This window comes from Curtobacterium flaccumfaciens (assembly GCF_013359815.1).
In the GTDB taxonomy this organism is placed as follows: domain Bacteria; phylum Actinomycetota; class Actinomycetes; order Actinomycetales; family Microbacteriaceae; genus Curtobacterium; species Curtobacterium flaccumfaciens.
Map to the genome: position 1 here is coordinate 66,593 of NZ_JABMCF010000029.1, position 23,843 is coordinate 90,435.

Sequence of the window (23,843 nt, forward strand, 5' to 3'; positions counted from 1 at the left end):
CGCAAGGTCCGCACGGTCCGCACGAGCCCACTGGACTGTGGGGAGGGACCGGAGGGGACTGAGCGCTCTCGGTGGCGATACGCAGTTGACACGGATCTCAATCGACGGACACTTCGACGCTCTCGCAGATCTGTTCCGCAGCGAACCTGCGGACGGAGCGCACGAACCCGGTCTGTGGATCGTAAGACACATCGAGCTGCTCGCCGCCCTCGACAAGCGCCAGAGCGCGAGTCAGCGTGGCCATCGTCTCCGGGTCGGTGTAGGTGACATCGGCTACGGGCCCGTCGAAGCGTTTGTGTGCCGCGTCGCCAGCGCGCGCGAGGAGTGGTCGGATGTCGAGATAGGTGAAGACGGCACTGATCTCGTGCCCATCGAGTTCGAGCAGCTCACCCTCGTACTCAGCGACGTATCCGTCTCCGTGAGAGCGGACGGTGGACCAGTCGTCACGGTCGCCGACGCTGGTCGCAGTGACCTTGTCTGGCCCGCCGTCGATGAGGACCGTCCACACGCTCCGTTGCACTCGTTGACCCGTTGAGTCCGCGTCCGAGATCGGATAGGTGATGCCCTTCGATCCACCTATCCGATCCCAGAACGCCGCGTCGCTGAGCCCCTTGTCACGCCAGAACGACAGTTCCACTCGCGACGGGTTGTGTCCCAGCGGCATGATGCCCCTTCTGATTTACGACTACTTGCAGGTGATCGTGTTGACGTTGCCCGTCACCGTCGGATAGGTGCGGTTCTTCACCTTGATGTTGAAAGCGATCGGACGGAAGTGCGCAGCGCCACGGCACTTCGCGTATGTGTGCGCAACGTGGTAAACACCGGCGGTGTATTCGCCGCCGTTCGCGGCGACGTCGTTGCAGTCAAAGTCGTCAGGTCCACCGTCGCGTGTGCAGTACTGGATGGCTATACCAGTGCGCGCCGCGACGCTCTCCGTGCAGCGGAGCTGCGAGCCCCACTGGAACTCGTGCTCAACAGGGACTGCTGTGACGGTCGTAAAGCTGCCCTGGCAGCCTCCAACGGTCGCTTTCGACTGGCCGATCGTGGGGTCGGTGGAGCTTTCAATGGGGATGGTGAGGCTCCACGTCTCAGCCGCGACCGTGTCCGTGCTGTCCGGGGACAGCACGACTGACGGTGCAGCGTCGTTCCCGGGTGTCGTGTCGGCCGACGCCGCCACGGCGCTTCCGAAAACCAGGCCGAGTGCTGCGGCACAGGACACCGCGAGGACCGCGGTTCCCCGCCGTTTGGAGTACAAGCGCATGTTCATCCCCCTCTGAGTGACGGCTCATGCCGACTCCACGAATGTAAGAGCGCAGGGGAAGTCTTCGAGGTACGACACGTGAACTGCCGGCGTCTGGAGGCTGCAGGCTCACACAGCCCCGTCGGCGGGGGCGTTCGGGGCGATCGCGGGGATGCTCGGGCCGAAGAGATTTCTGGCGTGCGCGCCGAGGCCGTCGTCATCCCACGTGGGGACGTCGACGACGTCGTCTCCCCCGGTGTGCGCGAGGATCGCCGCGGAGCGCAGAACCGCCGATGCAGCTGCGTCGCTGAGAAGGATCGTTCCAGCCCCGTAGCCGAGGTTCTTCATCCCACTCCCAACAGGTGCCCTTGGTCCCTCTCCCACAGCGCACCCCTGTCGGGCGGGAGCAAGCGTTCCCTCCCCTGCGCACCAGGACCGCGGCATCCGGCCACTCGGCCCAATAACCGTCATCGCCGGCCACGAGAGTCAACGCCCCTTGGCCAGCCGCCTCGTGCAGCTGCTCATCGACGGCCTTTCTTCTGCAGCTGGGAAGGATCGCGTCTCGTCACGGCGGCATCCGCCAGGCTCGACTCCGGCCCTTGAGCCCATCGAGCGATCACCCGCGCTCGAACGCCACCGGCGCCGTCTCGATAGCCGATCGTTCACCGAGACGTCCTTCGGGACTTCTACGCTTGCGGCATGGCACGACTGATCCGCTTCGCCCAGGCAGGCGACGCGCATGCTGTCGAGCGGATTGAGAACGGCGCGGACCAGCTGCTGATTGATTTCCTTCACGCCGACGTGTGGTCTGCAGCCCCTCCCGGGATCACGCGACTCTCCGAGCCCGGCTTCCTGCTCGCCGTCGACGTCGACAGCGAAGTCGCTGGCTTCGTGCACGTGCTCGAGGTGGACGGCATCTGCCACCTCGAGCAGCTGTCGGTATCGCCGACGTTGGCGCGGCAGGGCCTGGGTCGAGCGCTCGTCGAAGCTGCAAAGGACCAAGCTCGCGAGCGTGGCTACGAGCGCATCTCTCTCCGCACGTACGCAGGCGTGCCTTGGAACGCGCCGTTCTACGCAACAGCCGGCTTCGTCGAGGAAGACCCAGTCACCTCGTTCCACCAGTCCCTACTCGCGGTCGAGGCCGAGCATGGGCTCGACCGGTACGGACGACGAGTACAGATGAGCGCGCCCTTGACGATCATGCGACCGTAGACGATCGCTCACCGATCGGGCTGCAGCTGCACCTGGTCATGCCGCTCGGCCGAATACCTGTGGCCGGGGTAGCGCAGGCTGTCGAAGAACATGTTCGTGTGCGCGATGATCTGCTCGCCGGTAATGAGGACGCCGTCGTGCTCGGCGTCCGTCGTCGTGTGCGCGTCGGACACCAGCGTGACATCAAACCCACGCGCGGCCGCTGCTTGCGTGGTCGTCCGGATGCAGTAGTCGCTCTGGGCGCCGGCAACGACGAGGTGCTCCACGCCCAAGGAGTCCAGGACGTCGGCGAGGTCGGTGTCTGCAAAGGAGTCGCGGTACTCCTTCCGGACGAGCGGCTCGTTCCCCGCTCTTTCGAGCGGTGCCGCGAGTGCCCACTCATCAGTGCCTTCTGCGAAGCTGCCGTGATCCTGCACCCAGACCACAGGCACGCTTGTCGATCGCGCGCGCTCGACGAGCTGCGCGGTACGACCGAGCACGCCGGCGACGTCGAAGCAGTCCTGGACGACGCCACGCTGAAGGTCGATGACGAGAAGCGCAGTCGTATCGGGCACACCCCATCGTCTCAGCTGATGCGTCCGGTGGCAGATCCCTAACCGGTCTAGCTACGGGATCAGGTTCTGCATGATCGAGCCGTCCGCCCCGTTGAGTCGAACTTCAGCCAGGGCGCCGTTCACGAGTGGCATCTGCGGCGGCTGGTGTCCGGTGTCGAAGTCGAGGAGTACCGGCACGTCGAGGTCGCCCAGCGCCCTCCGCACTGCTTCGTCCTGGGTCAGTTCGGGCACGGCCGCGCCGTCGGTCCGGCCGATCAGAACACCGTTCGCGTCATCGAACCAGCCCGCGAGACGCAGCGAGGTGAGCATCCGAAGGACGGTGATCGCGTTGGACTCGGCCGCTTCGAGGTAGACGATCGTGCCCTCCGGGGCATACTTCCGCGCGAATCCAGGCACGTCGCCATAGGGCGTTCCGGCGAGCAGCGACACGGTTTCGAGGCACCCGCCGATCAGACGGCCGCGCATCGTCACGTCGTTCGCGCCGTCGAGGGACCGCCACCTCGTGGGCGCTTCGTACGCGTGCTCACGATCCAACGGCTCATCAGCCCACGGTCCCCACGGCCGGCTGCGCCGACGAGGTGCGCTGCGTTGCTCGAAGGTGCTCCCCAGCGGAAGCGCCGCGACATCGGTCCATCGCTCGAACTCGGCGGGGAGTTCGTACGGCTCGTCCATGAGGTTGGCGCCGTGGAGTGTCGCGAGCCCGGTCCGCGTTGTCAGCGGCAACAGCAACGTCGAGATGTCCGACCACCCCACGAACCAGGGGCGAGCTTCGGCAAGGGCGTCCCAGTTGATCTTCTCGACCAATTCGATAGCGAGCTCCCCGCCCCACGGTGGAAGTACCGCGTCGGCTGCCTCGAACGCAGCGTGCAGGTCCGCGGCGCGGGCAGCGGCAGACGCTGGGGTGAGACCAGCCGAGGACGCGTGTGGGCGCACGTGGACCTCGAACCCGAGTGCCGTGAGCGCTTCGACCGCAGTCTGCAAGCGCTCGAGCAGATGCGCGGGGACTCCCATCGACGGTGCAGGTACCTCGATCCGGCCGCCCGCTCGGAGCGATGTTGGGTAGCTGATGCTCGCCATGCTTTGACCGTAACGGAAGCCGAAGCCTGTCCTGCAAGCCGGTCCTTCCACGGACCTCGGTGTCCAACCCGGAACTGGACGATCCGCGAGCAGACTCGTGTCGCACATAGGTGGTCCGCTCATCGTCGCAATGAGGGAGCGCTATGCGGACGACCCAACGACACCCGCCGGAATGACAGAAGCCCACCGAGATCCTCGGTGGGCTTCTGTCATCGTGTCAGACACGTTTCGGTCGGGCTGACAGGATTTGAACCTGCGACCCCTTGACCCCCAGTCAAGTGCGCTACCAAGCTGCGCCACAGCCCGCGAGTTCCGGAGAACTCAGGATCCCGGAGGATCCTCGCCCACGTCCGACCGGAGCGCGAGCGACCGGTCCAGCATAGCGGACGTCAGACCCCCTCCGTGCCACGGCGAGTCGGAGCAACGCGACCCGAACGACACGCTCAGCCCGGCCGCACCACCTCGCGCCGCGCCGCCAACCACGGCAACCCGAGCCCGACGAGCAACCCGCCGGACCCGTCCGCCGCCAGGTCCCCGATCGTGTCGTCGTACCCGACGAAGATCTTCGAGTCGACGAAGTTGTGCCCGAGCCACTCCCCCATCTCCCAGACCGCCCCGACCGCGAGTCCCGCACACAGCGCGAGCACCGCGACGACCACCCGGCGCTCGGCGTGCGGCGCCGGCACAGCGCGCAGGTCGGCACCGATGACGTAGAGCACCGCCGCGAGCAGCCCCGTCAGCACGACGTGCATGAACTTGTCCCACAGGAAGACCGTCGTGTACCACTCGAGCACGCTCGACCACCCGGCGAGGAGCACGAGCACGCACACCGCCACGTCGAAGGCCGGCCGCAGCCCGAGCATCCGCGGCACCACGACACCGAGCAGCGCCAGCGCCATGACCGGGAACGCCGTCCCGCCCCACCCGACAGTCGCCACGACGACGCTCACGAGCGTCAGCGCCCGCACCACGTCGGCCACCAGGAACCGCGGCCGCAGGAACGTCGGTCCGAGCGTGGCGATCACGACGCCCACCGCACGACCGCGTGCACGGCGGCGTGGTCGGACGGCCACACGCCGCCCGGCCGCCGCACGTCCACGGCGACGCGGTCCACCTCCGCCTCGGACGTCACGAGCACCCCGTCGATCCGCCGGCCACCGACGCGCGGACTCCCGTAGTGCGGGTACGTCCCGTAGGGCTCACCCACCTGCCTGGAGGCCCGCCCCCAGCTGTCCTCGACCCCCGCCTCCGCCAGGGCTCGCCATGGTGCGGAACCGGCGGGGCTGTTCCAGTCGGCCATGACCACGGCGGGCAGGCCGCGCTGCCGGACGATCCGGCCGAGCAGTTCGGCGGACCGCAGCCGGGCCCACGGCGAGGCGACGTCGAGGTGGGTGGCGATCGCCAGGAACCGGACGCCGGTCGCGCGGTCGTCGACGACGGCTCCGACGGCGTGCCGGGGGAAGGACGTGGCCCACGACCGCGAGCCGGGGCGGTGGGGCGTGCGCGAGAGCGCCCAGGTGCGGCGCTCGACGACGTCGAGGCGGGAGCGGTCGAGGAACAGGCCGACCTGTTCGCCACCGCCGCGCGCTCCCCGTCCGGCCAGGACGGGCTCCCAACCCGACCCGAGGCCGGCGGTGAGTTCGTCCGCCTGCGTGGGCAGGGCCTCCTGGACGGCGAGGACGGTGGGCGCTTCGGACGTGACGAGCGCGAGCACGGCGTCGCGGCGACGCTCCCACGCGTCCGGGTGGGTCGGCTGTCGCGGCACGCGGCGACGCACGTTGAGCGTCATGCAGTGCACCTCGGGCGACCGGACCGGTCCGATGAGCGGGCGGTCGTCGGGGTGGTGGGGCATGCCTCCCTTCTACGAGACGACACCCGTCGGATTCCCAGGGACCTCTCCGTCTGGCTCGTATGGTGGCTCGATGCGTTCTCGTTCCACCCCTCGTCTCCTGGTCGCGATCGCGGTCTCCGGGCTGCTGCTCGGAGCCGCCGGGTGCACGTCGAGCGGACCGGACACGAGCCGCCCGACCCTGGCGAAGGCCTCGGCCGACACCGTCACGGTGGCCGACGCCTCGGACGCCGCCGCCCGGTCGGTCCGCGTCAGCAAGGCCCTGTTCGCGAGTGCCCCGGGAGCGGTCGTCGCCCGGGCAGGCGACACCGACGGCATCCGCGATGCGGCCGAGGCTGCGGCGAGCGCCCACGTCCCGGTGCTGCTGACGGCCAAGGACAAGAGCACTGCCGTCGCCCGCGAGCTCGACCGGCTCGGCGCCGACTGGTACCAGGCCGAGGGCGACGTGTCGCTCGACACGGACGTCGAACAGCGGCAGGCGCCGGACAGTGGTGACGCGCCGGACTCGAACCGGGCCTCCCGGCAGGCGACCGTGGTGGTGGCGGACGCGAGCGCGGACGCTGCTGCCGTGGCGACCGCGAAGGCCGCAGGCGCGCGCGTCGTGACCATGCCGAAGGGCGTGACCGACCTGGCTGCTGCACCCGACGTGGTGACCGCGCTGCACGAGCGGGCGAAGCACCCGACCGTCCTGGTCGGTGCGGCGTTCGAGGCCCTGCCGGATCCGGAGTGGACGGTGCGGGCGGCCGAGGGCGGGTTCCAGCTGCGGAACGGCGGCCAGCGGCCGTTCGACGGGCACCGGTACGTCGCGCTGTACGGGGCTCCCGGGGCGCCGGCGCTGGGCGTGCTCGGCGAGCAGGGGCCGAAGGAGACCGTGCAGCGTGCCGAGCAGGTCGCGAAGCCGTACCGGGCGGAGTCCGACGAGCTCGTGACGCCCGCGATGGAGGTCATCGCGACCGTCGCCGCGGGGGACGCCGGAGCCGACGGCGACTACTCGACGGAGCTGCCGGTGTCGACGCTCGAGCCCTACGTCGAGGCCGCCCATGATGCGGACATGCCGGTCATCATCGATCTGCAGCCCGGGCGGTCGGACTTCCTGTCGCAGGCCAAGAAGTACGAGTCGCTGCTGAAGAAGCCGGGCGTCTGGCTGGCGCTCGACCCGGAGTGGCGGCTGACGAAGGACCAGGTGCCGCTCGAGCAGATCGGGAGTGTCTCGGCGTCCGAGGTGAACGAGGTCTCCTCGTGGCTGGCTGCGCTCGTGCAGAAGGAGGGGCTGCCGCCGAAGGCCCTGGTGCTGCACCAGTTCCGGCTGTCGATGGTCCAGGACCGCTCCGCACTGCAGACCCACCCGGAGCTCGACATGCTCGTGCACGTCGACGGGCAGGGGTCGCAGCCGGACAAGCAGGCGACGTGGAAGGCACTGCACCAGGGCGCGCCGGAGGGGCTGCACTGGGGCTGGAAGAACTTCTACGACGAGGACACGCCCATGCTGACGCCCGCGCAGACCATGCAGGACGTGACGCCGACGCCGTCGTTGGTCACCTACCAGTAGGGAGCTTCTCCACAGCCTGGAGGCGCGACCTGCGTTACGTCGGTCGGTGCTGACAGCATGGGGGCATGGAAACCACCGCCCCGCCTTCTGCAGACATCGCCGCCGAGGCGCAGCAGGCGCTCGCTGCGCTCACGGGGCGCCCCGACGCGGTGTTCCACCCCGGCCAGCTCGAGGCGATCTCCGCGCTGGTCGAGCACCGGCAGCGCGCCCTGGTCGTGCAGCGCACCGGGTGGGGCAAGTCGGCGGTGTACTTCCTGGCGACGCTGCTGCTGCGCCGACGCGGGGGCGGCCCGACCGTCCTGGTGTCGCCGCTGCTCGCCCTGATGCGCGACCAGGTCGCCGCTGCCGCGCGGGCCGGTGTCCGTGCGGTGTCGATCAACTCCGCGAACGCCCACGAGTGGGGCGAGACCCAGGCTGCCCTCGCCCGTGACGAGGTCGACGTGCTCCTCGTCTCCCCCGAGCGCCTGAACAACCCGAAGTTCCGCGACGAGCAGATGCCGACCCTGATCGCCCGGATGGGCATGCTCGTGGTCGACGAAGCACACTGCATCTCGGACTGGGGCCACGACTTCCGGCCGGACTACCGCCGACTGGCCGAGCTCATCCGGTCGCTCCCCCACGGCGTCCCCGTCCTGGCGACCACCGCGACGGCGAACGAGCGCGTGGTCGAGGACGTCGCCGAGCAGCTCACCGCCGGTCCGGCCGACCCGGTGTTCACCATCCGCGGGTCCCTGGCCCGCAAGTCCCTACGCCTCGGTGTCCTGACGCTGCCCGATGCCCGGCAGCGGTTGGGGTGGCTCCTCGCGCACCTGGGTGACCTGCCCGGCAGCGGCATCATCTACACGCTCACTGTCTCGGCAGCCGAGGACATCGCCCGGCTGCTGCGCGACAACGGGTACGCCGTCCGCGCCTACACGGGGCGCACCGACACCGACGAGCGCGAGCAGCTCGAACAGCAGCTCAAGGGCAACGAGCTGAAGGCCCTGGTCGCCACGAGTGCGCTCGGCATGGGGTTCGACAAGCCCGACCTCGGGTTCGTCGTGCACGTCGGCGCTCCCTCGTCGCCCGTCGCCTACTACCAGCAGATCGGTCGTGCGGGTCGTGCGACCGACAACGCCGACGTCCTGCTCCTGCCCGGGCGTGAGGACCGCGAGATCTGGCAGTACTTCGCCAGCGCCTCGATGCCGACCGAAGCCCGCGCCGGCGCCGTGCTCGGCGCACTGTCCACCGACACCGCGATGTCGACCGTGGCGCTCGAGGGCCTGGTCGACATCAAGCGCTCCACCCTCGAACTCCTGCTCAAGGTGCTCGACGTCGACGGCGCCGTCCGACGCGTCACCGGCGGCTGGGTGTCGACCGGGCAGCCGTGGGAGTACGACGCCCCCCGGTACGAGCGGGTCGCAGCGGCCCGTGCTGCCGAGGCCGCGTCGATGCTCGACTACGAGTCCACCTCGGCTTGCCGCATGCAGCTGCTGCAGCAGGACCTCGACGACCCCTCGGCCGAGCCCTGCGGCCGGTGCGACAACTGCGCCGGCGCCTGGTTCCCGACCGCAGTGTCCGACACCGACTCGTCCGGAGCGGCGGCCGCGCTCGACAAGGTCGGCGTCGAGATCGCCCCTCGTGCCCAGTGGCCCTCGGGGATGTCGTCGCTCGGGGTCTCGGTGCGGGGCAAGATCGGCCCGGGCGAGCTCGTGCAGCCCGGCCGTGCGGTGGCGCGCCTGACCGACCTCGGCTGGGGTGGGCCGCTGCGTGCACTGTTCTCGCCGTCCACCCCGGATGCCCCGATCTCGCGCGAGCTCGTCGACGGCTGTGTCCGGGCGCTCAAGGACTGGCCGTGGGAGACCCGGCCGACCGGCGTCGTGGCGATGTCCTCGCGGTCACGGCCCGAGCTCGTGGGGTCCCTCGCCCAGGCGCTGTCCACCATCGGGCGGCTGCAGTTCCTCGGCACGCTCGGCCGTGCCGGCGGGACCCCTCGCGGCGACGGTGCGACGAACAGCGCCTACCGACTGTCCGGCGTGTGGGACACCTTCGTGGTCGATCCGTCGCTCACCGCCGCCCTGCAGTCGCACGAGGGCCCGGTGCTGCTCGTCGACGACCTGGTCGACAGCCGGTGGACGATGACCGTCGCCGGTCGGGAGCTCCGGCGTGCCGGGGCCTCCGCCGTGCTCCCGTTCGCCCTGGCCACGGTCGCGTAGCCCCCGCACCTGTTTTGCGACAGTCCACGCGTCGATCGACTCGTGTTCTGTCGCGGAGCCGGTCCACCCCCCGCCGGAGCCCTACCGCCGCGCGGGCTTCGGGAACGTGGCCCGCATGTGGTCGCTCGTCAGCACGTCGCCGATACCGACCATGAGCACCGAGAACAGGATCTGCTCGATGACCATCCAGAACGGGTAGAGCCCCGGGATCGCCGCGACGATCAGCGTCACGATGGGGAAGATCCGGCTGAACAACCGCAGCCGCTGGTACGCCCAGTAGTACCCGAGCTGTGCCCGCCAGGCGAACACGTAGAGCGTCAGGGTGATGAGCAGCACCACGGTGGACCGGAACCACACCGCCCACGACAGGGACTCCCCTGCGCGGGTCAGCAGCACGGCGACCACGATGGCGGTGAGGCCGACGACGGTCTCCGCGACGAGCAGCCACCGGATCCACCGGAACGAGCGGACGGTGTCGGGGTGTTCGAGCATGTCCTCGCGGATCACGTACCCGGACTGCCGGCCTCCGGCCAACCGGTCGAGCCGCAGACGGCACCACACGCGGTCGGCGAGCACACCGAGTCCGTCGTTCTGCTGCGTCACCAGTACATCGTGCCCCATCCCGGCGACGGCAGCGGACGCGGCACAGCCACGAGCACCGATGCGGAACGACACTGTCGACGTCGGACGACCACGACAGTGTCGTCCGGCGTCGGCACAGCACACGGGCACTGCCCCGCCCAGCGCGCCCCGCTCAGTCCGACGGGACGAGTGCCGCGCCACCCAGCACGGTGCCGGTGCCGGCGTCCAGCAGGACCAGGGAGCGGACCTCGTCGGGCAGTGACCACGGGTCGCTGAGCACGACGGTCAGTCCCTGTTCGACCCCGGCGGCCTGGAACAGGTCGTAGGACTCCCCGGCGGGTGTCCACACCGGCTTCGAGCCACCGCGCACCGTCCCCGCGGACAGCACGACGTCGACCGGGCCGTCCCCGCCGGTCTCCAGGTGGTCGATCTCCACCGCGAGGGTCTCGTCGCCCGTGTTCCCGGCGATCCGGACGTGCCCGGAGGTCGCGGCCCCGATGCCGACGATGTCACCGGAGACCGGCGGGACGCGGCGCCACCACGGGTCGATGGGCGAACCGTCGACCGGACGGACGGGTTCGGGCTCGATCGGTTCCTCGAGGCCGTCGGACGGCGGCAGTCGGACGTCGGGCGACTGCGCCGGCTCGGAGGGCACGGAGTCGGCACGGGTGACCGAGTCGCCGTCGTCCGGTGCGTGCGAGATCGTCCACAGGGACACCGACCCCACGACGACCACACCGACGAGGACGCCCACCAGGGCGAGCCGACGTCGGCCCGCTGCCCACGGCCCGGTACCCACGCCCCCATGATGCCGCACCGGCGTGCCGGACCGGTTCCGGGCCTCCAGGCCGGACGCGAACGCAGAACGCGCCCCGACGGATCGAGGCGCGTTCTGCGTGACGGGTGTGAGGGCTCAGCGCTTCCGGCGCTCGCGCACCCGCATGTTGACGTTGATCGGCGTGCCGGAGAAGCCCCAGACCTCGCGGAGGCGACGCGTGATGAAGCGTCGGTACTGCGGGTCGAGGAACGCCGACGTGAAGAGCACGAACGTCGGCGGCTGGCTCGAGGCCTGGGTCCCGAACAGGATGCGGGGCTGCTTGCCGCCGCGCACGGGGTGGGGGTGTTCCTGCACGAGCTCGGCGATGAAGGCGTTGACCTTGCCGGTCGGGATGCGGGTGTCCCACGACTCGAGGGCGGTCTCGAGCGCGGGCACGAGCTTCTCGAGGTGACGGCCGGTGCGGGCCGAGATGTTCACGCGCGGGGCCCAGGCGACGTGCGCCAGGTCCTGCTCGATCTCGCGCTCCAGGTAGCGGCGGCGCTCGTCGTCGAGCAGGTCCCACTTGTTGTAGGCCAGCACGAGGGCACGGCCGGACTCGAGGACGAGGTCGATGATGCGGAGGTCCTGCACGGACACCGGCTCGGTGACGTCGAGGACGACGACGGCGACCTCGGCCTTCTCGAGCGCAGCGGTGGTGCGGAGCGAGGCGTAGAAGTCGGCGCCCTGCTGCATGTGCACGCGCTTGCGGATGCCGGCGGTGTCGACGAAGCGCCACACCTTGCCGCCGAGCTCGATCTGCTCGTCCACCGGGTCACGGGTGGTGCCGGCGATGTCGTTCACGACGACCCGCTCTTCACCGGCGGCCTTGTTGAGCAGCGAGCTCTTGCCGACGTTCGGGCGGCCGAGGATGGCCACGCGGCGGGGGCCGCCGACCTCCTGCTTGGCGACGGCCGAGGTGTCGGGCAGCGTCTTGATGATCAGGTCGAGCAGGTCCGCGACGCCACGGCCGTGCAGGGCCGACACCGGGTGCGGCTCGCCGAGACCCAGGTTCCAGAGTTCGTAGGCGTCGAGTTCACGGCGCTCGTCGTCGGCCTTGTTCGCGACGACGATGACGGGGCGGTCGGTGCCGCGGAGCATCTTGACGACGTGCTCGTCGGTGGCGGTGATGCCGACCGTGACGTCCACGACGAACAGCACGGCGTCGGCGAGGTCGATCGCGACCTCGGCCTGCGCGGCGACGGAGGCGTTGATGCCCTCGGCGCCGGGCTCCCAGCCGCCGGTGTCGACGAGCGTGAAGCGCTTGTCGTTCCAGTCGGCCTTGTAGCTGACACGGTCGCGGGTGACGCCGGGGACGTCCTGCACGACCGCCTCACGACGGCCGAGGATGCGGTTGACGAGCGCGGACTTGCCGACGTTCGGGCGGCCGACGATCGCGAGCACCGGGTAGGCGGGCAGGTAGTGGACGCCGTCCTCGCCGACCTGACCGGCCTCGAGCAGGGCGAGGTCCTCGTCCTCGAGGTCGTACTCCTCGAGTCCGGCGCGGAGCGCGGTCGCGCGCTGCTCGGCCTCGGCCTCGTCGAGTCCGGCGAGCCGCTCGCCGAGGGCGTCGTCGTACCGGGGGAAGTCGTCGTTGTCCGGGTTGTCCAGCTGAGCCATCTTGGGTTCCTCGCGAGCGGCCGGGGCCGCGGTGTCGGTGGCCGTTGCCGGCCGGGGCCGGGGGTCCGGCCGTGGTGTGACCAGGCGGCCGAGGCCGTCCGGTCGTGCGTCAGTGCGTGGCCGCGCGGGCCAGGTCGACGACCGCCTGCACGGTCTGGTCGAAGTCGAGGTCGGTGGAGTCGAGCGTCGTGACGCCGTCGGCGGCGTTCATGAAGTCGACGACCTTCGCGTCCGCCGCGTCGCGACGAGCGAGTGCTGCGGAGGTCTCGGCGGCCGACTGGGTCGTGACCTCTGCCGAGCGTCGGGCCATTCTAACGGACTCGTCGGCCGTCAGCAGGATCCGGACCTCGGCATCGGGTGCGACGACCGTGGTGATGTCCCGGCCCTCGGTGATGATGCCCGGGGCGTCGGTCTTCCGCATGACGTTGCGGAACAGCTGGACCAGGCGCTTCCGGACGTCCGGGAGCTTCGCGATGTGGGCGACCGCGCCGGTGACGTCGGGGGTGCGGATGGCCTCCGTCACGTCGGTCTCCCCCACCTTGACGTAGTAGTCGTCGGGGTCGGTGCCGATGGCGTAGTCGAAGGTGTCCCAGCTCGCCAGGATCGCCGCGGCGTCGTCGAGGTCGACCCGCTGCTGCAGGGCGTGCCACGCGAGTGCACGGTAGGCGGCGCCGGTGTCCTGGTAGCCGTAGCCCAGGGCGCGGGCGGCCGCACGGGAGACGCTCGACTTGCCGCTGCCGGCGGGGCCGTCGACCGCGATGACGATCTTCGCCACGTAGGCGCCGTCGGCCAGACCGGACGGCATCGGGGCGCTGGTCGAGCCGGGCTCCCCGCCGGGTTCGCCGAGGCCACCTGCCGGGCCCCCGAGTGCGCCGCCGTCGCCGCTGCCGCTGAGCGGGCCGCCGGCACCGCCCTGGCCCGGGGTCGGGAGGCCGGTGTCGGGCCCGTCCGGTCCGCCGGTCACACCGGAGTCGTTCGTCGCTGCGTACGTGTCGTCGTTCAGGCCCATGCTGCTGCGATCCTCCATCCGCGCCCCTCGAGTTCCTCGACGAGTCGCTGTTCCTGCTCGGGCAGCACCGACACCTCGACGATGCCGATCTGTGCGCCCGGTGAGTGCTCGAGGCGCATGTCCTCGAGGTTGATGCCGATCTCCCCGATGAACGTCAGGAGTGCGGCGATCTGCCCGGGGGTGTCGTCGACCAGGACGACCACCTGGGCGAAGCGCTTGGTGGTGCCGTGCTTGCCGGGCAGTCGTTCGACCCCGCGGTTGCCGTCGGCGATGGTCTCGGCGATGGTGCGCGGCGATCCGGCACCGTCCGGGTCGCCGAGCGCGTCGATCACACGGGACAGGTCGTCGCGCAGGTCGGTGAGCACCGGCCGGATGTGCCCGGCGTTCGCCCCGATGATCTGCACCCAGAGCCCGGGGTCGCTCGCGGCGATCCGGGTGACGTCGCGCACGCCGCCGCCGGCCAGGCCGAGCGACCCGTCGGGGGCGTCCCGCAGGCGCGAGGCCATCAGCGTCGACACGAGCTGCGGCGCGTGCGAGACGTAGGCCACGGCGAGGTCGTGCGACTCGGGGTCCATCGGCACGACGGTGGCGCCGACGTCGAGCGCGAGGTCCTCGACCACCGCGGCACGCTGGTACGTGATGCCGTCGTGCCCGGCGATGACCCAGGGGCGGCCGACGAACAGGTCAGCGCGGGCGGCGGTCGGACCGCTGCGCTCGCGTCCGGCCATCGGGTGCGACCCGATGTAGCGGGAGACGTCGGCCCCGGCCGCCACCAGGGCGGCGAGCGGCCCGGACTTCACGCTGGCGACGTCGGTCACGACAGCGTCGGGGTGGGCAGCGAGCTCACGCTCCACCACCATCGCCACGACGTCCGGCGGCACCGCGACGACGATGAGCTCCGGCTGGTCGCCGGCGGCCGGTCGACGCCCGGCGCCGTAGTCCACGGCGAGCGCCAGTGCGGCGGGCGAGACGTCGTCGAGGACGACGTCCACGCCCTTCTCACGCAGGGCGAGACCGATCGAGGCACCGAGCAACCCGGCACCGACGATCCGGACCGGGCCGCGCAGACGGCGGTCGATGTCGGTCGGGGTCACGTCGGTCACCGGGCAAGCCTACCGATCGAGGCTCGGGCATCGGTCGATGCCCGAGCCTCGGGATCGGTCAGTCCGCCGACTCGTCCTCGTACTCGTCGTCGTCCTGGTCGAGCGCGACGTCGCGGTCGTCACGAGCGGACGGCTTCGCGTCGCGGACGGTGCTGAGCAGCTTGCCGACCTCGACGGTGCCGAGCTCGCGCATCTTGCCCGGCGGCAGGCTGCCCAGGTGCAGCGGTCCGAAGGACCGGCGGACGAGTTCGAGGACCGGGTGGTCGACGGCCTCGAGCATGCGACGGACGATGCGGTTGCGGCCGGAGTGCAGCGTGATCTCGACGAGCGACTCACCCCGCGAGGACTCGAGCAACCGCACCTTGTCGGCCTTGATCGGACCGTCCTCGAGCTCGACGCCCTCGGTCAGGCGCTGCACGACGGCGGGGTTCACGTTGCCGTGGACCTTCGCGATGTACGTCTTCTGCACGCCGAACGACGGGTGCGCGAGCACGTGTGCCAGGTCGCCGTCGTTCGTCAGGACGAGCAGCCCGGAGGTCTCCGCGTCGAGACGGCCGACGTTGAACAGGCGCTCCTCGTAGCGGTCCACGAACTCGGTCAGGTCGCGGCGACCGCGCTCGTCCTGCAGGCTCGAGACGACACCGGTCGGCTTGTTCAGCACGATGTAGCGCCGCGACGAGTCGATCTGCACGGGCACGCCGTCGACGCTGATCGCGTCCTTCTCGGGGTCGACGCGGCGCCCCAGGGCGTCCACGACCTCGCCGTTGACCGTCACGCGGCCCTCGACGATCAGGTTCTCCGCGACCCGGCGGGATGCGACGCCGGCAGCGGCGATCACCTTCTGCAGGCGCTCTCCCTCTGCCTGGAGGCTCGGCTCGGCCCCGGCAGGCGCCGTTCCGTCCGCCGCGTCCCAGTCCTCGATGATCGGCCGTTCGGGCGTGCCCTCGGCCGGGTTGCCCCGGTCGTCGCGCTGCCCGCTCGGCTTCGGCGTCGTGCGGTCGCTGTTGCGGACGCTCGTGGTGCCGCCGACGTAGCGGCGGCCGTTGTGCCAGACGCGGCTCTGCTGGCCGTCCGGGGTGCGGCGGTCGTCGCGGCCACGGTCGTCGCGCCGGTCGTCGCGGGGAGCGGAGCTGCCACGGTCGTCACGTCCGCGGTACCCACCACGGTCGTCACGCGGTGCCGAAGCACCACGGTCGTCACGGCCCCGGTACCCACCACGGTCGTCGCGCGGAGCGGAGTTGCCGCGGTAGCCACCACGGTCGCCGCCACCGGCACGGTCATCGCGACCCCGGTAGCCGCCACGGTCATCGCGCGGGGCCGAAGCACCACGGTCGTCACGGCCGCGGTAGCCACCACGGTCGTCACGCGGTGCCGAGTTGCCGCGGTACCCACCACGGTCGTCGCGGGGTGCCGAGCTCCCACGGTCGTCGCGACCCCGGTAGCCACCACGGTCGTCACGCGGAGCCGAGCCCCGGTAGCCACCACGGTCGTCACGCGGAGCCGAGCCCCGGTAGCCGCCACGGTCGTCACGCGGAGCCGAAGCACCACGGTCGTCACGGCCGCGGTACCCACCGCGGTCGTCACGCGGAGCGGAGTTCCCGCGGTAGCCACCACGGTCACCGCCACCGGATCGGTCATCGCGACCGCGGTACCCACCGCGGTCGTCACGCGGAGCGGAGTTGCCGCGGTAGCCCCCACGGTCACCACCGCGGTCGTCGCGAGGAGCGGACCCACCACGGTCGTCACGGCCGCGGTAGCCACCGCGATCGTCACGCGGAGCGGAGTTACCCCGGTAGCCACCACGGTCACCGCCACCGGAACGGTCGTCACGACCCCGGTAGCCACCACGGTCGTCACGCGGAGCCGAAGCCCCGCGGTACCCACCACGCTCGCCGCCGCGGTCGTCGCGCGACGGGTACCCGCCACGACGGTCGTCGTCACGCGGCGGGCGTGCGCCCCCGCGGTCGTCGCGACCGTACCCGCCGGAGCGGCCACCGGCACTGGAGCCGGCCCCACCGCGTCCGCCGGCCGGGCGGCCGGAGCGATCCGGGCCTCCCGAGCGTCCGTTGCGGTCGTCTCGGTCTCGGGGCGCGCCGCGCCCCCGGTCGTCAAACCCTGCCATCGGGGATCCCTTCGTTCTGCTCGAAGCCGTCCGCACCGTCGTCCAGGAGGGGCGAGATGAGCGGCAGCTCGTCGAGCGAGTTGATGCCGAGCTGCTGCAGGAGCAGGTCGGACGTGACGTAGTTGATGGCGCCGGTCTCGGCGTCGGTGAACGACTCCTCGATGAGGCCGCGTGCCACCAGGGTTCGGACGACGCCGTCGACGTTGACGGCGCGGATCGCAGCGATCTGCGAGCGCGTGATCGGCTGCTTGTAGGCGACGACCGCGAGGGTCTCGAGTGCGGCCTGCGACAGCCGCGAGGGGCGCTCGGCCTCGACGAACTGCTCGACCACGGGGTCCAGGTCGGCGCGGACGTAGAAGCGCCAGCCGCCACCGACCTCGCGCAGTTCGAAGCCGCGGCGGATCGTGCCGTCGACGCCGTCGAAGTCGGCGACCAGGCGTTCGATCGCCTGGCGGACGGCGGGGACGGGCGAACCGACCGCAGCACCGAGGGCGACGAACGACTGCGGCTGGTCGGCGATCATCAGGATGGCCTCGAGCTGCCGGTCGATGGGGATGGCGGGGTGGGCCTCGGACGCGGCGCGCTCGTGGATCTCGCGCTCGATGGCGCGGGCGTCGGCCATCTCGTCAGCGCCGCCGGGTTCGGCGCTGGACGTGTCGTTCACGTCATCCGTCATAGTCGGCTCCCAGGTTCGCGAGGCTCTCGTCGGACCAGTCCTCGGCGGTCCACCGCAGTGTCAGCTCCCCGAGCGGCTCGAGCTGCTCGAACGAGATCGACGCGTTCCGGTACAGCTCGAGGATCGCGAGGAAGCGAGCCACCACGATACCCGTCTGGTCGACGCCCGCGACCAGTTCACGGAACGAGACGCCCTCACCATCGCGGGTGCGGAGGATCGAGACGACGATCGCGGCCTGTTCGCGGATGCTGATGAGCGGGGCGTGCAGGTGGTCGAGGCCGACGGTCGGGATCTCCCGCGGGGCGAAGGCCAGCGCGGCCAGTGCGGCGAAGTCCTGCAACGACAGGGTCCAGACGAGCTCAGGCGTCCGCGCGCGGAACCGCTCCTCGAGTCGGACGCTGCGGACGTGCCGGCGCGACTCGACGCCCCAGCGCTCCCCGAACCAGTCGGCGGCCTGCTTGAACGCGCGGTACTGCAGCAGCCGGGCGAACAGCAGGTCGCGGGCCTCGAGCAGGGCGACGTCCTCGGCGTCCACGAGCTCACCCTGGGGCAGCAGCCCGACGATCTTCAGGTCGAGCAGCGTCGCCGCGACGACCAGGAACTCGCTGGCCTCGTCGAGCTCGTCGGCGGACTCGGCCTGCCGGACGTACTGGATGAACTCCCCCGTCACGGCACCGAGCGACACCTCGGTGATGTCGAGCTCGTGCTTCGTGATGAGCGACAGCAGGAGGTCGAACGGTCCGTCGAAGTTGGCGAGCCGGACCCGGAACCCCGCGTCAGGCGACGGCGCCACGCTGGACGAGCTCTCGTGCGAGCTGCCGGTAGGCGTGGGCGGCAGGGTGGTCCGGCGCGGTCTGCGTGATCGGACGTGCGGACACCGTGGCGTCCGGGAACTTCACGGTGCGGCCGATGACGGTGTCGAGCACGCGGTCGTCGAAGGTGTCGACGACCCGCTCCATGACCTCGCGGGAGTGCAGCGTGCGCGAGTCGTACATGGTCGCCAGGATGCCGTCGAGCTTGAGCGCCGGGTTGAGGCGGTCGCGCACCTTGTCGATCGTCTCGATGAGCAGCGCGACACCGCGGAGCGCGAAGAACTCGCACTCGAGCGGGATGAGGACGCCGTGCGCCGCGGTCAGGGCGTTCACGGTGAGCAGGCCGAGCGACGGCTGGCAGTCGACCAGGATCACGTCGTAGTCGTTCGCGACCTTGCGCAGCACGCTCGCCAGGATCTGCTCGCGGGCGACCTCGTTGACCAGGTGCACCTCGGCCGCGGACAGGTCGATGTTCGCCGGGATGACGTCGAGGCCGGGGGTGTTCGTCGGCTGGATGACCTGGTTCGGGTCCTTCACGGCGCCCATGAGCAGGTCGTACACGGTGTGGATGTCGTGCGTCCGGACGCCGAGGCCCGCGGACAGCGCGCCCTGCGGGTCGAAGTCGACGGCCAGGACCTTGCGGCCGTACTCGGCGAGCGCGGCGCCCAGGTTGATGGCCGTCGTGGTCTTGCCCACGCCGCCCTTCTGGTTGCAGAGCGCGATGATGCGGGCGGGTCCGGTGCTGTCGAGTTCCTCGGGCACGGGGAAGTCCCGGACGGGACGCCCCGTCGGACCGTGGGTGGTCGCGCCGGTGGGGTTGGTCGTCGGGTTCGGGCTCACCCCGTCATCGTACCGGCGACCTCGGGCTGGGCCGGGTCGCACCGCCGCACTGCTGCTCGTCAGGCAGCGCGCAGGGCGACGCGCATGCTGTCGACCCGCTCCGCGATCACGGGGTCGGTCGACCACCGCTGCTGCAGCCGACCGACGAGCTCGCCGACCTGCTCGCGGTCGAGCCCCGGGTGCAGGGCCAGTCCCACCGTCAGCTCGGGTCCGGCGAACCGGCCGACCGGGTCGCCCGGCGCGAGTTCGACACGGGCGACGCTGGACTCCCCCTCGACCGAGGCCGCGAAGGCCCGGGCCACCTCGGGGTCCTCGAAGCACGGGGTCCACGGCAGGTCCTGCCCGAGCGCCCACACCGCCGGACGACGCAGCACGAACTCGGTCGGCGACTTCGGGTCGAGCACGACGAGCTGGGTGTCCTCGCTCGCCGCGGCCATCGCCACGCGGCGGGACTCCACCGGCACCGGACGCGCGTCGGGGTCCCACGCGTGCATGGCGTCCACCGAGGTGAACGCCGGCATCACGCTGCGACCGTCCGGACCGGCGACCGTCACGATCGAGAGTTCCTGGGTCTTGTCGACGAGCTTGCCCTCGTCGGTCTCCCCCACGTCACCGGCCTCGGCGATGAGCGGGATGAGCAGCCGGGCGGTCCGGAGCGCCTCGACGATCGCCGCCTGGGACGCACCGTCGGCGATCGCACCGATGGCCGCGACCACCGCGGGGTCGGCGAGTCCGTCGTCATCGGCGAACGCGGTGTCGTGGTGGTCGAACGTGCGGCCTTCCCACGAGAAGCCCGCCGAGTCCGCCGCCCCGCCGGGGGTGTGCGCGTCGTCGGCGTCCGGCCCGGTGCCACGGCCGTTCGAGATGCCCGCCACGGCGCTACTCGGAGGCGATGTCGAGTGCGGCCGGCAGCGTGAACGCCCCGGAGTACAGCGCCTTGCCGATGATCGCGCCCTCGAGCCCGTACGGCACGAGTTCGCGGAGCGCACGGAGGTCGTCGAGCGTCGAGATCCCGCCGGAGGCCACCACGGGCTGGTCGGTCCGGTCGCACACCTGGCGGAGCAGTTCGACGTTGGGCCCCTGCAGCGTGCCGTCCTTCGTGACGTCGGTCACCACGTAGCGGGCGCACCCGGCGGCTTCGAGCCGGTCGAGCACCTCCCACAGGTCGCCGGCGTCCTCGGTCCAGCCGCGGCTCGACAGCGTGGTGCCGCGGACGTCCAGCCCGACGGCGATCTGCTCGCCGTACTCACCGATCACCCGCGCGGCCCAGTCCGGGTTCTCGAGCGCCGCGGTGCCGAGGTTGACGCGTGCCGCACCGGTCGCCAGTGCCGCTTCGAGCGAGGCGTCGTCGCGGATGCCGCCGGACAGCTCGACCGAGACACCCTCGACCTCGCGGACGGCGTGCGCGATCACCCGGCGGTTGTCGCCACGACCGAAGGCTGCGTCGAGGTCGACGAGGTGGATCCACTCGGCGCCCTGGTCGCGCCAGGTCCGGGCAGCGGCGACGGGGTCGCCGTAGCCGGTCTCACTCCCCGCCTCACCCTGGGTGAGTCGCACGGCCTGTCCGTCGACGACGTCGACAGCCGGCAGCAGGACGAGGGGCGGGGTGTCGGTGAGGTCGGTCATGGTCCTGTCGGTTTCGTTGCGGTGGAGAAGGGGCTGCGGACAGCCGGGAGGCCCGGTGCGCGTCCGGCACGGCCGTCGCGCCCGGCACCGGCCGGGTTCAGAGCGAACGCACCCAGTTGGAGAGCAGGCGGATGCCCGGCTCGCCGGACTTCTCGGGGTGGAACTGCGTGGCGGTGAGCGGCCCGTTCTCGACCGCGGCGATGAAGGGCTGCCCGTGCTCGGCCCAGGTCAGACGCGGCGCACGGAACGGCCCGTACGCCTCGAGCGGGAAGTCGGTCACGCCGTAGGAGTGCACGAAGTAGAAGCGCTCGTCGTGCAGCCCGTCGAACAGCACGGAGTCCTCGGGCGCCTGCACGGTGTTCCAGCCCATGTGCGGCAGCACCTCGGCCTGGATCTCCTGCACGGTGCCGGGCCACTGGCCGAGCCCTTCGACGTCGGCTCCACGCTCGATGCCCCGCGAGAACAGGACCTGCATGCCGACGCAGATGCCGAGCACGGGTCGCCCGCCGGCCAGACGGTGGTCGACGATCTCGCCGCCCTGCACGCCCTCGAGCTGGTCGATCACGGCGGCGAACGCCCCGACGCCGGGGACGAGCAGGCCGTCGGCCTTGAGTGCCGCCTGCTTGTCCGAGGTCAGGGTGACCTCGGCGCCGGCGCGCTCGAGTGCCTTGGCGGCGGAGTGGACGTTCCCCGACCCGTAGTCGAGGACGACGACGTTCGGCTTGGCGGTTGTCACAGGGCGCCCTTCGTGGAGGGGATGCCGTCGACGCGCGGGTCCAGCTCGACCGCCTTGCGCATGGCTCGGGCGAACGCCTTGAACTCGGCTTCGGCGATGTGGTGGGGGTCGCGGCCCTCGAGCACGCGGACGTGGACGGTGATGCCGGCGTTGAACGTGATCGCCTCGAACACGTGGCGGACCATCGAGCCGGTGAAGTGGCCGCCGATGCGGTGGAACTCGAAGCCCGCGGGCTCGCCGGAGTGCACCAGGAACGGACGCCCCGAGACGTCGACGACGGCCTGGGCCAGCGCTTCGTCCAACGGGACCAGGGCGTCGCCGTACCGGCCGATGCCGGAGCGGTCGCCGAGGGCCTGCTTGATCGCCTGACCGAGCACGATGCCGGTGTCCTCGACCGTGTGGTGCACGTCGATGTCGGTGTCACCCGTCGAACGCACCCGCAGGTCGATCAGGGAGTGCTTGCTGAACGCGGTCAGCATGTGGTCGAAGAACGGGACGGAGGTCGAGATCGACGAGGTCCCGGTGCCGTCCAGGTCGAGCTCGAGTTCGACACTCGATTCGCTCGTCGAACGGCTGATCGAGGCGGTGCGGGCGGTCATGCGTCAACCCTAACCGGCGGCTGCTCGGCGGCGACCTGCCGCATGGCGTCGAGGAACGCGGTTGTTTCGGCCTCGGTCCCCGCACTCACCCGCAGGTGGTTCGGGATCCCGAGGTCGCGCACGATGACGTCACGCTCGAGCAGCGCCTCGAAGGCGGCGTTCGGGTCGGCGACACCACCGAACAGGACGAAGTTCGACCAGGTCTCGTAGGTGCGGTACCCCATCGCCCGCAGCTCGGTGACCATGCGGTCGCGCTGCCCCTTGATGTCGTCGACCATCGCCAGCATCTCTGGGGCGTGCCGGAGTGCCGCGATCGCCGCCGCCTGGGTCAGCGCGGACAGGTGGTACGGCAACCGGACCAACCGGACGGCGTCGACGACGGCGGGGTGTGCGGCCATGTAGCCGACCCTGGCACCGGCGAACGCGAACGCCTTGCTCATCGTGCGGGAGACCACCAGGCGCTCACGACCGGGCAGCAGCGTGAGGGCGCTCGGGGCGTCGGACGGCATGAACTCGGCGTACGCCTCGTCCACCATCACGATGCCGTCGGTCGCGTCGTAGGCGGCCGCGATCGTCTCGATGTCGAGCGGGGTCCCCGTCGGGTTGTTCGGCCCGCACAGGAACACGATGTCCGGCTGGTGCTCACGGATCGCCGCCACGACGGTCTCGGGCGAGATGCGGAACTCATCGTCCCGCTGGGCCGGGATCCACGTGGTGCCGGTGCCCGACGCGAGGATCGAGTGCATCGAGTAGGTGGGCGGGAACCCGAGCACCGAGCGACCGGGCCCGCCGAACGCCTGGAGGAGCTGCTGCAACACCTCGTTCGACCCGTTCGCCGCCCAGAGCTGCTCGGCGGTCAGGTCGTGTCCGAGGTAGTCGGCGAGCGACTGCCGGAGCTCGGTGAACTCGCGGTCGGGGTACCGGTTGACCGTCAGCAGGGCCTGCCGGATCGACTCGACGATGTCGGCAGCGACGTCGTCCGGAACGGGATGCGTGTTCTCGTTGACGTTGAGCTGCACGCGGACGTGCTTCTGCGGGGCGCCATACGGACTCTGCCCGCGCAGGTCGTCTCGGATCGGGAGGTCTTCGAGCGTGAATGCCACCGATCCATCGTAGGCCGCTGTCACCGTGCGACGACCAGCCGTCTGGACGGCACTGCCCGAGTGGCTACTCGCCGTCGGTGTACTTGGTGGGGATGGCGATCTCTTCGCCGGCCTGCAGCGCGGAGCCGTCGAGCGCGTTGAGGCTCACGACGTCCTGCACGAAGTCACGCGGGTCCGAGTTCGGGGCCGTCTGCTCGGCGAGCTGCCAGAGCGTCTCGCCCGGCTGGATCGTCACGGTCTCGAACTGGGTGCGGGCGCCGCCGGCGGTGGCGTCTCCGGCGGAGGCCTGCCCGCCGTTCAGCACGCCGAGGGCGACGACGATGAGGAGCGGGAGCGCGGCGAGCGTCGTGAAGACGATGCGGCCGCGACGCGTCAGACGCAGGCGGGTACGCACGGCGGGCGCCGCGGTGCGCTGGATGTCAGCGATGGCGATGGTGCTCATGTCGTTCTTGCCTTCCCGTTCGGTGGAACCGAAGTCGTGTACCGAACATAGTTTCGAATCAGCGGACGCACAAGTCCTGGGAG

Annotated in this window: 25 protein-coding genes and 1 tRNA gene; 3 read left to right on the top strand and 23 right to left on the bottom strand. The window is 70.9% G+C overall.

Features of this window, described 5'->3' with window-relative positions; genetic code table 11:
- Positions 1-97: 97 nt before the first annotated feature.
- The 3 genes from HP445_RS01905 to HP445_RS01915 form a co-directional block, all read right to left on the bottom strand.
- The gene (locus HP445_RS01905; RefSeq protein WP_128781352.1) at positions 98-664 is read right to left on the bottom strand and encodes a hypothetical protein; all 567 of its coding nucleotides are present in this window, start codon (positions 662-664) and stop codon (positions 98-100) included.
- A gap of 21 nt (positions 665-685) precedes the next feature.
- On the bottom strand, positions 686-1,261 hold the full coding sequence (locus HP445_RS01910; protein WP_128781351.1) for a hypothetical protein: 576 nt from the start codon (positions 1,259-1,261) through the stop codon (positions 686-688).
- Positions 1,262-1,369: 108 nt separating this feature from the next.
- Positions 1,370-1,588, bottom strand: a complete 219-nt coding sequence (locus HP445_RS01915; protein ID WP_128781350.1) for a hypothetical protein — start codon at positions 1,586-1,588, stop codon at positions 1,370-1,372.
- Between the two features lie 351 nt (positions 1,589-1,939).
- On the opposite strand from HP445_RS01915, the gene HP445_RS01920 reads away from it, so the two are divergent.
- Complete coding sequence (locus HP445_RS01920; protein ID WP_128781349.1) at positions 1,940-2,452, top strand: GNAT family N-acetyltransferase; 513 nt, start codon at positions 1,940-1,942, stop codon at positions 2,450-2,452.
- Positions 2,453-2,460: 8 nt separating this feature from the next.
- Here the strand turns inward: HP445_RS01920 and HP445_RS01925 are convergent, their stop codons facing one another.
- The 5 genes from HP445_RS01925 to HP445_RS01945 all read right to left on the bottom strand — a co-directional run bounded on the left by HP445_RS01925 (position 2,461) and on the right by HP445_RS01945 (position 5,935).
- On the bottom strand, positions 2,461-3,006 hold the full coding sequence (locus tag HP445_RS01925; RefSeq protein WP_128781348.1) for a cysteine hydrolase family protein: 546 nt from the start codon (positions 3,004-3,006) through the stop codon (positions 2,461-2,463).
- Between the two features lie 51 nt (positions 3,007-3,057).
- Positions 3,058-4,083 (bottom strand): S66 family peptidase, encoded by a 1,026-nt coding sequence (locus tag HP445_RS01930; RefSeq protein ID WP_128781347.1) that lies wholly within the window; start codon positions 4,081-4,083, stop codon positions 3,058-3,060.
- 232 nt (positions 4,084-4,315) lie between these two features.
- Positions 4,316-4,389: transfer RNA gene (locus HP445_RS01935), tRNA-Pro, on the bottom strand.
- Between the two features lie 137 nt (positions 4,390-4,526).
- Positions 4,527-5,108 carry a DUF2238 domain-containing protein gene (locus HP445_RS01940; RefSeq protein ID WP_128781346.1) on the bottom strand — a complete coding sequence of 194 codons (582 nt, stop codon included), beginning with the start codon at positions 5,106-5,108 and terminating at the stop codon, positions 4,527-4,529.
- The gene (locus HP445_RS01945; protein ID WP_128781345.1) at positions 5,105-5,935 is read right to left on the bottom strand and encodes an endonuclease/exonuclease/phosphatase family protein; all 831 of its coding nucleotides are present in this window, start codon (positions 5,933-5,935) and stop codon (positions 5,105-5,107) included. Before HP445_RS01945 ends, HP445_RS01940 begins: the two co-directional genes overlap by 4 nt.
- 70 nt (positions 5,936-6,005) lie before the next feature.
- Here HP445_RS01945 and HP445_RS01950 point away from each other — a divergent pair, with 70 nt between their 5' ends.
- Positions 6,006-7,481, top strand: a complete 1,476-nt coding sequence (locus HP445_RS01950) for a hypothetical protein (protein ID WP_128781344.1) — start codon at positions 6,006-6,008, stop codon at positions 7,479-7,481.
- A gap of 65 nt (positions 7,482-7,546) precedes the next feature.
- Positions 7,547-9,676, top strand: a complete 2,130-nt coding sequence (locus HP445_RS01955; protein WP_164941246.1) for a RecQ family ATP-dependent DNA helicase — start codon at positions 7,547-7,549, stop codon at positions 9,674-9,676.
- Positions 9,677-9,757: 81 nt separating this feature from the next.
- Here HP445_RS01955 and HP445_RS01960 read toward each other — a convergent pair whose 3' ends face one another.
- From HP445_RS01960 to HP445_RS02030, 15 genes are all read right to left on the bottom strand, one after another.
- Positions 9,758-10,279: a hypothetical protein gene (locus HP445_RS01960; protein WP_017885892.1), complete on the bottom strand. Its 522-nt coding sequence runs from the start codon at positions 10,277-10,279 to the stop codon at positions 9,758-9,760.
- 151 nt (positions 10,280-10,430) lie between these two features.
- Positions 10,431-11,057, bottom strand: a complete 627-nt coding sequence (locus tag HP445_RS01965; protein WP_128781343.1) for a hypothetical protein — start codon at positions 11,055-11,057, stop codon at positions 10,431-10,433.
- A gap of 114 nt (positions 11,058-11,171) precedes the next feature.
- Complete coding sequence (gene der / locus HP445_RS01970) at positions 11,172-12,692, bottom strand: ribosome biogenesis GTPase Der (protein WP_071405612.1); 1,521 nt, start codon at positions 12,690-12,692, stop codon at positions 11,172-11,174.
- Positions 12,693-12,801: 109 nt separating this feature from the next.
- Complete coding sequence (cmk, locus tag HP445_RS01975) at positions 12,802-13,497, bottom strand: (d)CMP kinase (protein WP_051596569.1); 696 nt, start codon at positions 13,495-13,497, stop codon at positions 12,802-12,804.
- Positions 13,498-13,691: 194 nt separating this feature from the next.
- Positions 13,692-14,804, bottom strand: a complete 1,113-nt coding sequence (locus tag HP445_RS01980) for a prephenate dehydrogenase (RefSeq protein ID WP_128781342.1) — start codon at positions 14,802-14,804, stop codon at positions 13,692-13,694.
- Between the two features lie 58 nt (positions 14,805-14,862).
- Positions 14,863-15,651: a pseudouridine synthase gene (locus tag HP445_RS18415; RefSeq protein WP_228501111.1), complete on the bottom strand. Its 789-nt coding sequence runs from the start codon at positions 15,649-15,651 to the stop codon at positions 14,863-14,865.
- Between the two features lie 1,261 nt (positions 15,652-16,912).
- Entirely contained in the window at positions 16,913-17,602 is a 690-nt protein-coding gene (gene scpB / locus HP445_RS01990) for an SMC-Scp complex subunit ScpB (RefSeq protein ID WP_217499650.1), read from the bottom strand.
- Positions 17,592-18,395, bottom strand: coding sequence for a segregation and condensation protein A (locus tag HP445_RS01995; RefSeq protein ID WP_175330767.1), 804 nt, complete (start codon positions 18,393-18,395; stop codon positions 17,592-17,594). The genes scpB and HP445_RS01995 overlap by 11 nt, the downstream gene beginning before the upstream one ends.
- A complete protein-coding gene (locus HP445_RS02000; protein ID WP_017885900.1) occupies positions 18,379-19,254 on the bottom strand; it encodes a ParA family protein in 876 nt (291 codons plus the stop codon). The genes HP445_RS01995 and HP445_RS02000 overlap by 17 nt, the downstream gene beginning before the upstream one ends.
- A gap of 59 nt (positions 19,255-19,313) precedes the next feature.
- Positions 19,314-20,129, bottom strand: a complete 816-nt coding sequence (locus tag HP445_RS02005; RefSeq protein ID WP_128781339.1) for an SseB family protein — start codon at positions 20,127-20,129, stop codon at positions 19,314-19,316.
- A gap of 4 nt (positions 20,130-20,133) precedes the next feature.
- Positions 20,134-20,880, bottom strand: coding sequence for a bifunctional 1-(5-phosphoribosyl)-5-((5-phosphoribosylamino)methylideneamino)imidazole-4-carboxamide isomerase/phosphoribosylanthranilate isomerase PriA (gene priA / locus HP445_RS02010; RefSeq protein ID WP_017885902.1), 747 nt, complete (start codon positions 20,878-20,880; stop codon positions 20,134-20,136).
- A 97-nt stretch (positions 20,881-20,977) separates the two neighbouring features.
- Positions 20,978-21,616: an imidazole glycerol phosphate synthase subunit HisH gene (gene hisH / locus HP445_RS02015; RefSeq protein WP_111030465.1), complete on the bottom strand. Its 639-nt coding sequence runs from the start codon at positions 21,614-21,616 to the stop codon at positions 20,978-20,980.
- Entirely contained in the window at positions 21,613-22,215 is a 603-nt protein-coding gene (gene hisB / locus HP445_RS02020) for an imidazoleglycerol-phosphate dehydratase HisB (protein ID WP_027464776.1), read from the bottom strand. The genes hisH and hisB overlap by 4 nt, the downstream gene beginning before the upstream one ends.
- The gene (locus HP445_RS02025) at positions 22,212-23,318 is read right to left on the bottom strand and encodes a histidinol-phosphate transaminase (RefSeq protein ID WP_128781338.1); all 1,107 of its coding nucleotides are present in this window, start codon (positions 23,316-23,318) and stop codon (positions 22,212-22,214) included. The genes hisB and HP445_RS02025 overlap by 4 nt, the downstream gene beginning before the upstream one ends.
- Before the next feature lie 64 nt (positions 23,319-23,382).
- Positions 23,383-23,760: a LysM peptidoglycan-binding domain-containing protein gene (locus HP445_RS02030; protein WP_027464774.1), complete on the bottom strand. Its 378-nt coding sequence runs from the start codon at positions 23,758-23,760 to the stop codon at positions 23,383-23,385.
- Positions 23,761-23,843: the final 83 nt, after the last annotated feature.

Bases quoted from the DNA above. Each gene is read 5' to 3' on its own strand.
- der (WP_071405612.1), bottom strand. From the start codon at position 12,692: ATGGCTCAGCTGGACAACCCGGACAACGACGACTTCCCCCGGTACGAC.
- HP445_RS01930 (WP_128781347.1), bottom strand. From the start codon at position 4,083: ATGGCGAGCATCAGCTACCCAACATCGCTCCGAGCGGGCGGCCGGATC.
- priA (WP_017885902.1), bottom strand. From the start codon at position 20,880: ATGACCGACCTCACCGACACCCCGCCCCTCGTCCTGCTGCCGGCTGTC.
- cmk (WP_051596569.1), bottom strand. From the start codon at position 13,497: ATGCCGTCCGGTCTGGCCGACGGCGCCTACGTGGCGAAGATCGTCATC.
- HP445_RS01945 (WP_128781345.1), bottom strand. From the start codon at position 5,935: ATGCCCCACCACCCCGACGACCGCCCGCTCATCGGACCGGTCCGGTCG.
- scpB (WP_217499650.1), bottom strand. From the start codon at position 17,602: ATGACGGATGACGTGAACGACACGTCCAGCGCCGAACCCGGCGGCGCT.
- HP445_RS01920 (WP_128781349.1), top strand. From the start codon at position 1,940: ATGGCACGACTGATCCGCTTCGCCCAGGCAGGCGACGCGCATGCTGTC.
- HP445_RS01950 (WP_128781344.1), top strand. From the start codon at position 6,006: ATGCGTTCTCGTTCCACCCCTCGTCTCCTGGTCGCGATCGCGGTCTCC.
- HP445_RS01955 (WP_164941246.1), top strand. From the start codon at position 7,547: ATGGAAACCACCGCCCCGCCTTCTGCAGACATCGCCGCCGAGGCGCAG.
- HP445_RS01905 (WP_128781352.1), bottom strand. From the start codon at position 664: ATGCCGCTGGGACACAACCCGTCGCGAGTGGAACTGTCGTTCTGGCGT.
- HP445_RS02030 (WP_027464774.1), bottom strand. From the start codon at position 23,760: ATGAGCACCATCGCCATCGCTGACATCCAGCGCACCGCGGCGCCCGCC.
- hisB (WP_027464776.1), bottom strand. From the start codon at position 22,215: ATGACCGCCCGCACCGCCTCGATCAGCCGTTCGACGAGCGAATCGAGT.
- HP445_RS01915 (WP_128781350.1), bottom strand. From the start codon at position 1,588: ATGAAGAACCTCGGCTACGGGGCTGGAACGATCCTTCTCAGCGACGCA.
- HP445_RS01910 (WP_128781351.1), bottom strand. From the start codon at position 1,261: ATGCGCTTGTACTCCAAACGGCGGGGAACCGCGGTCCTCGCGGTGTCC.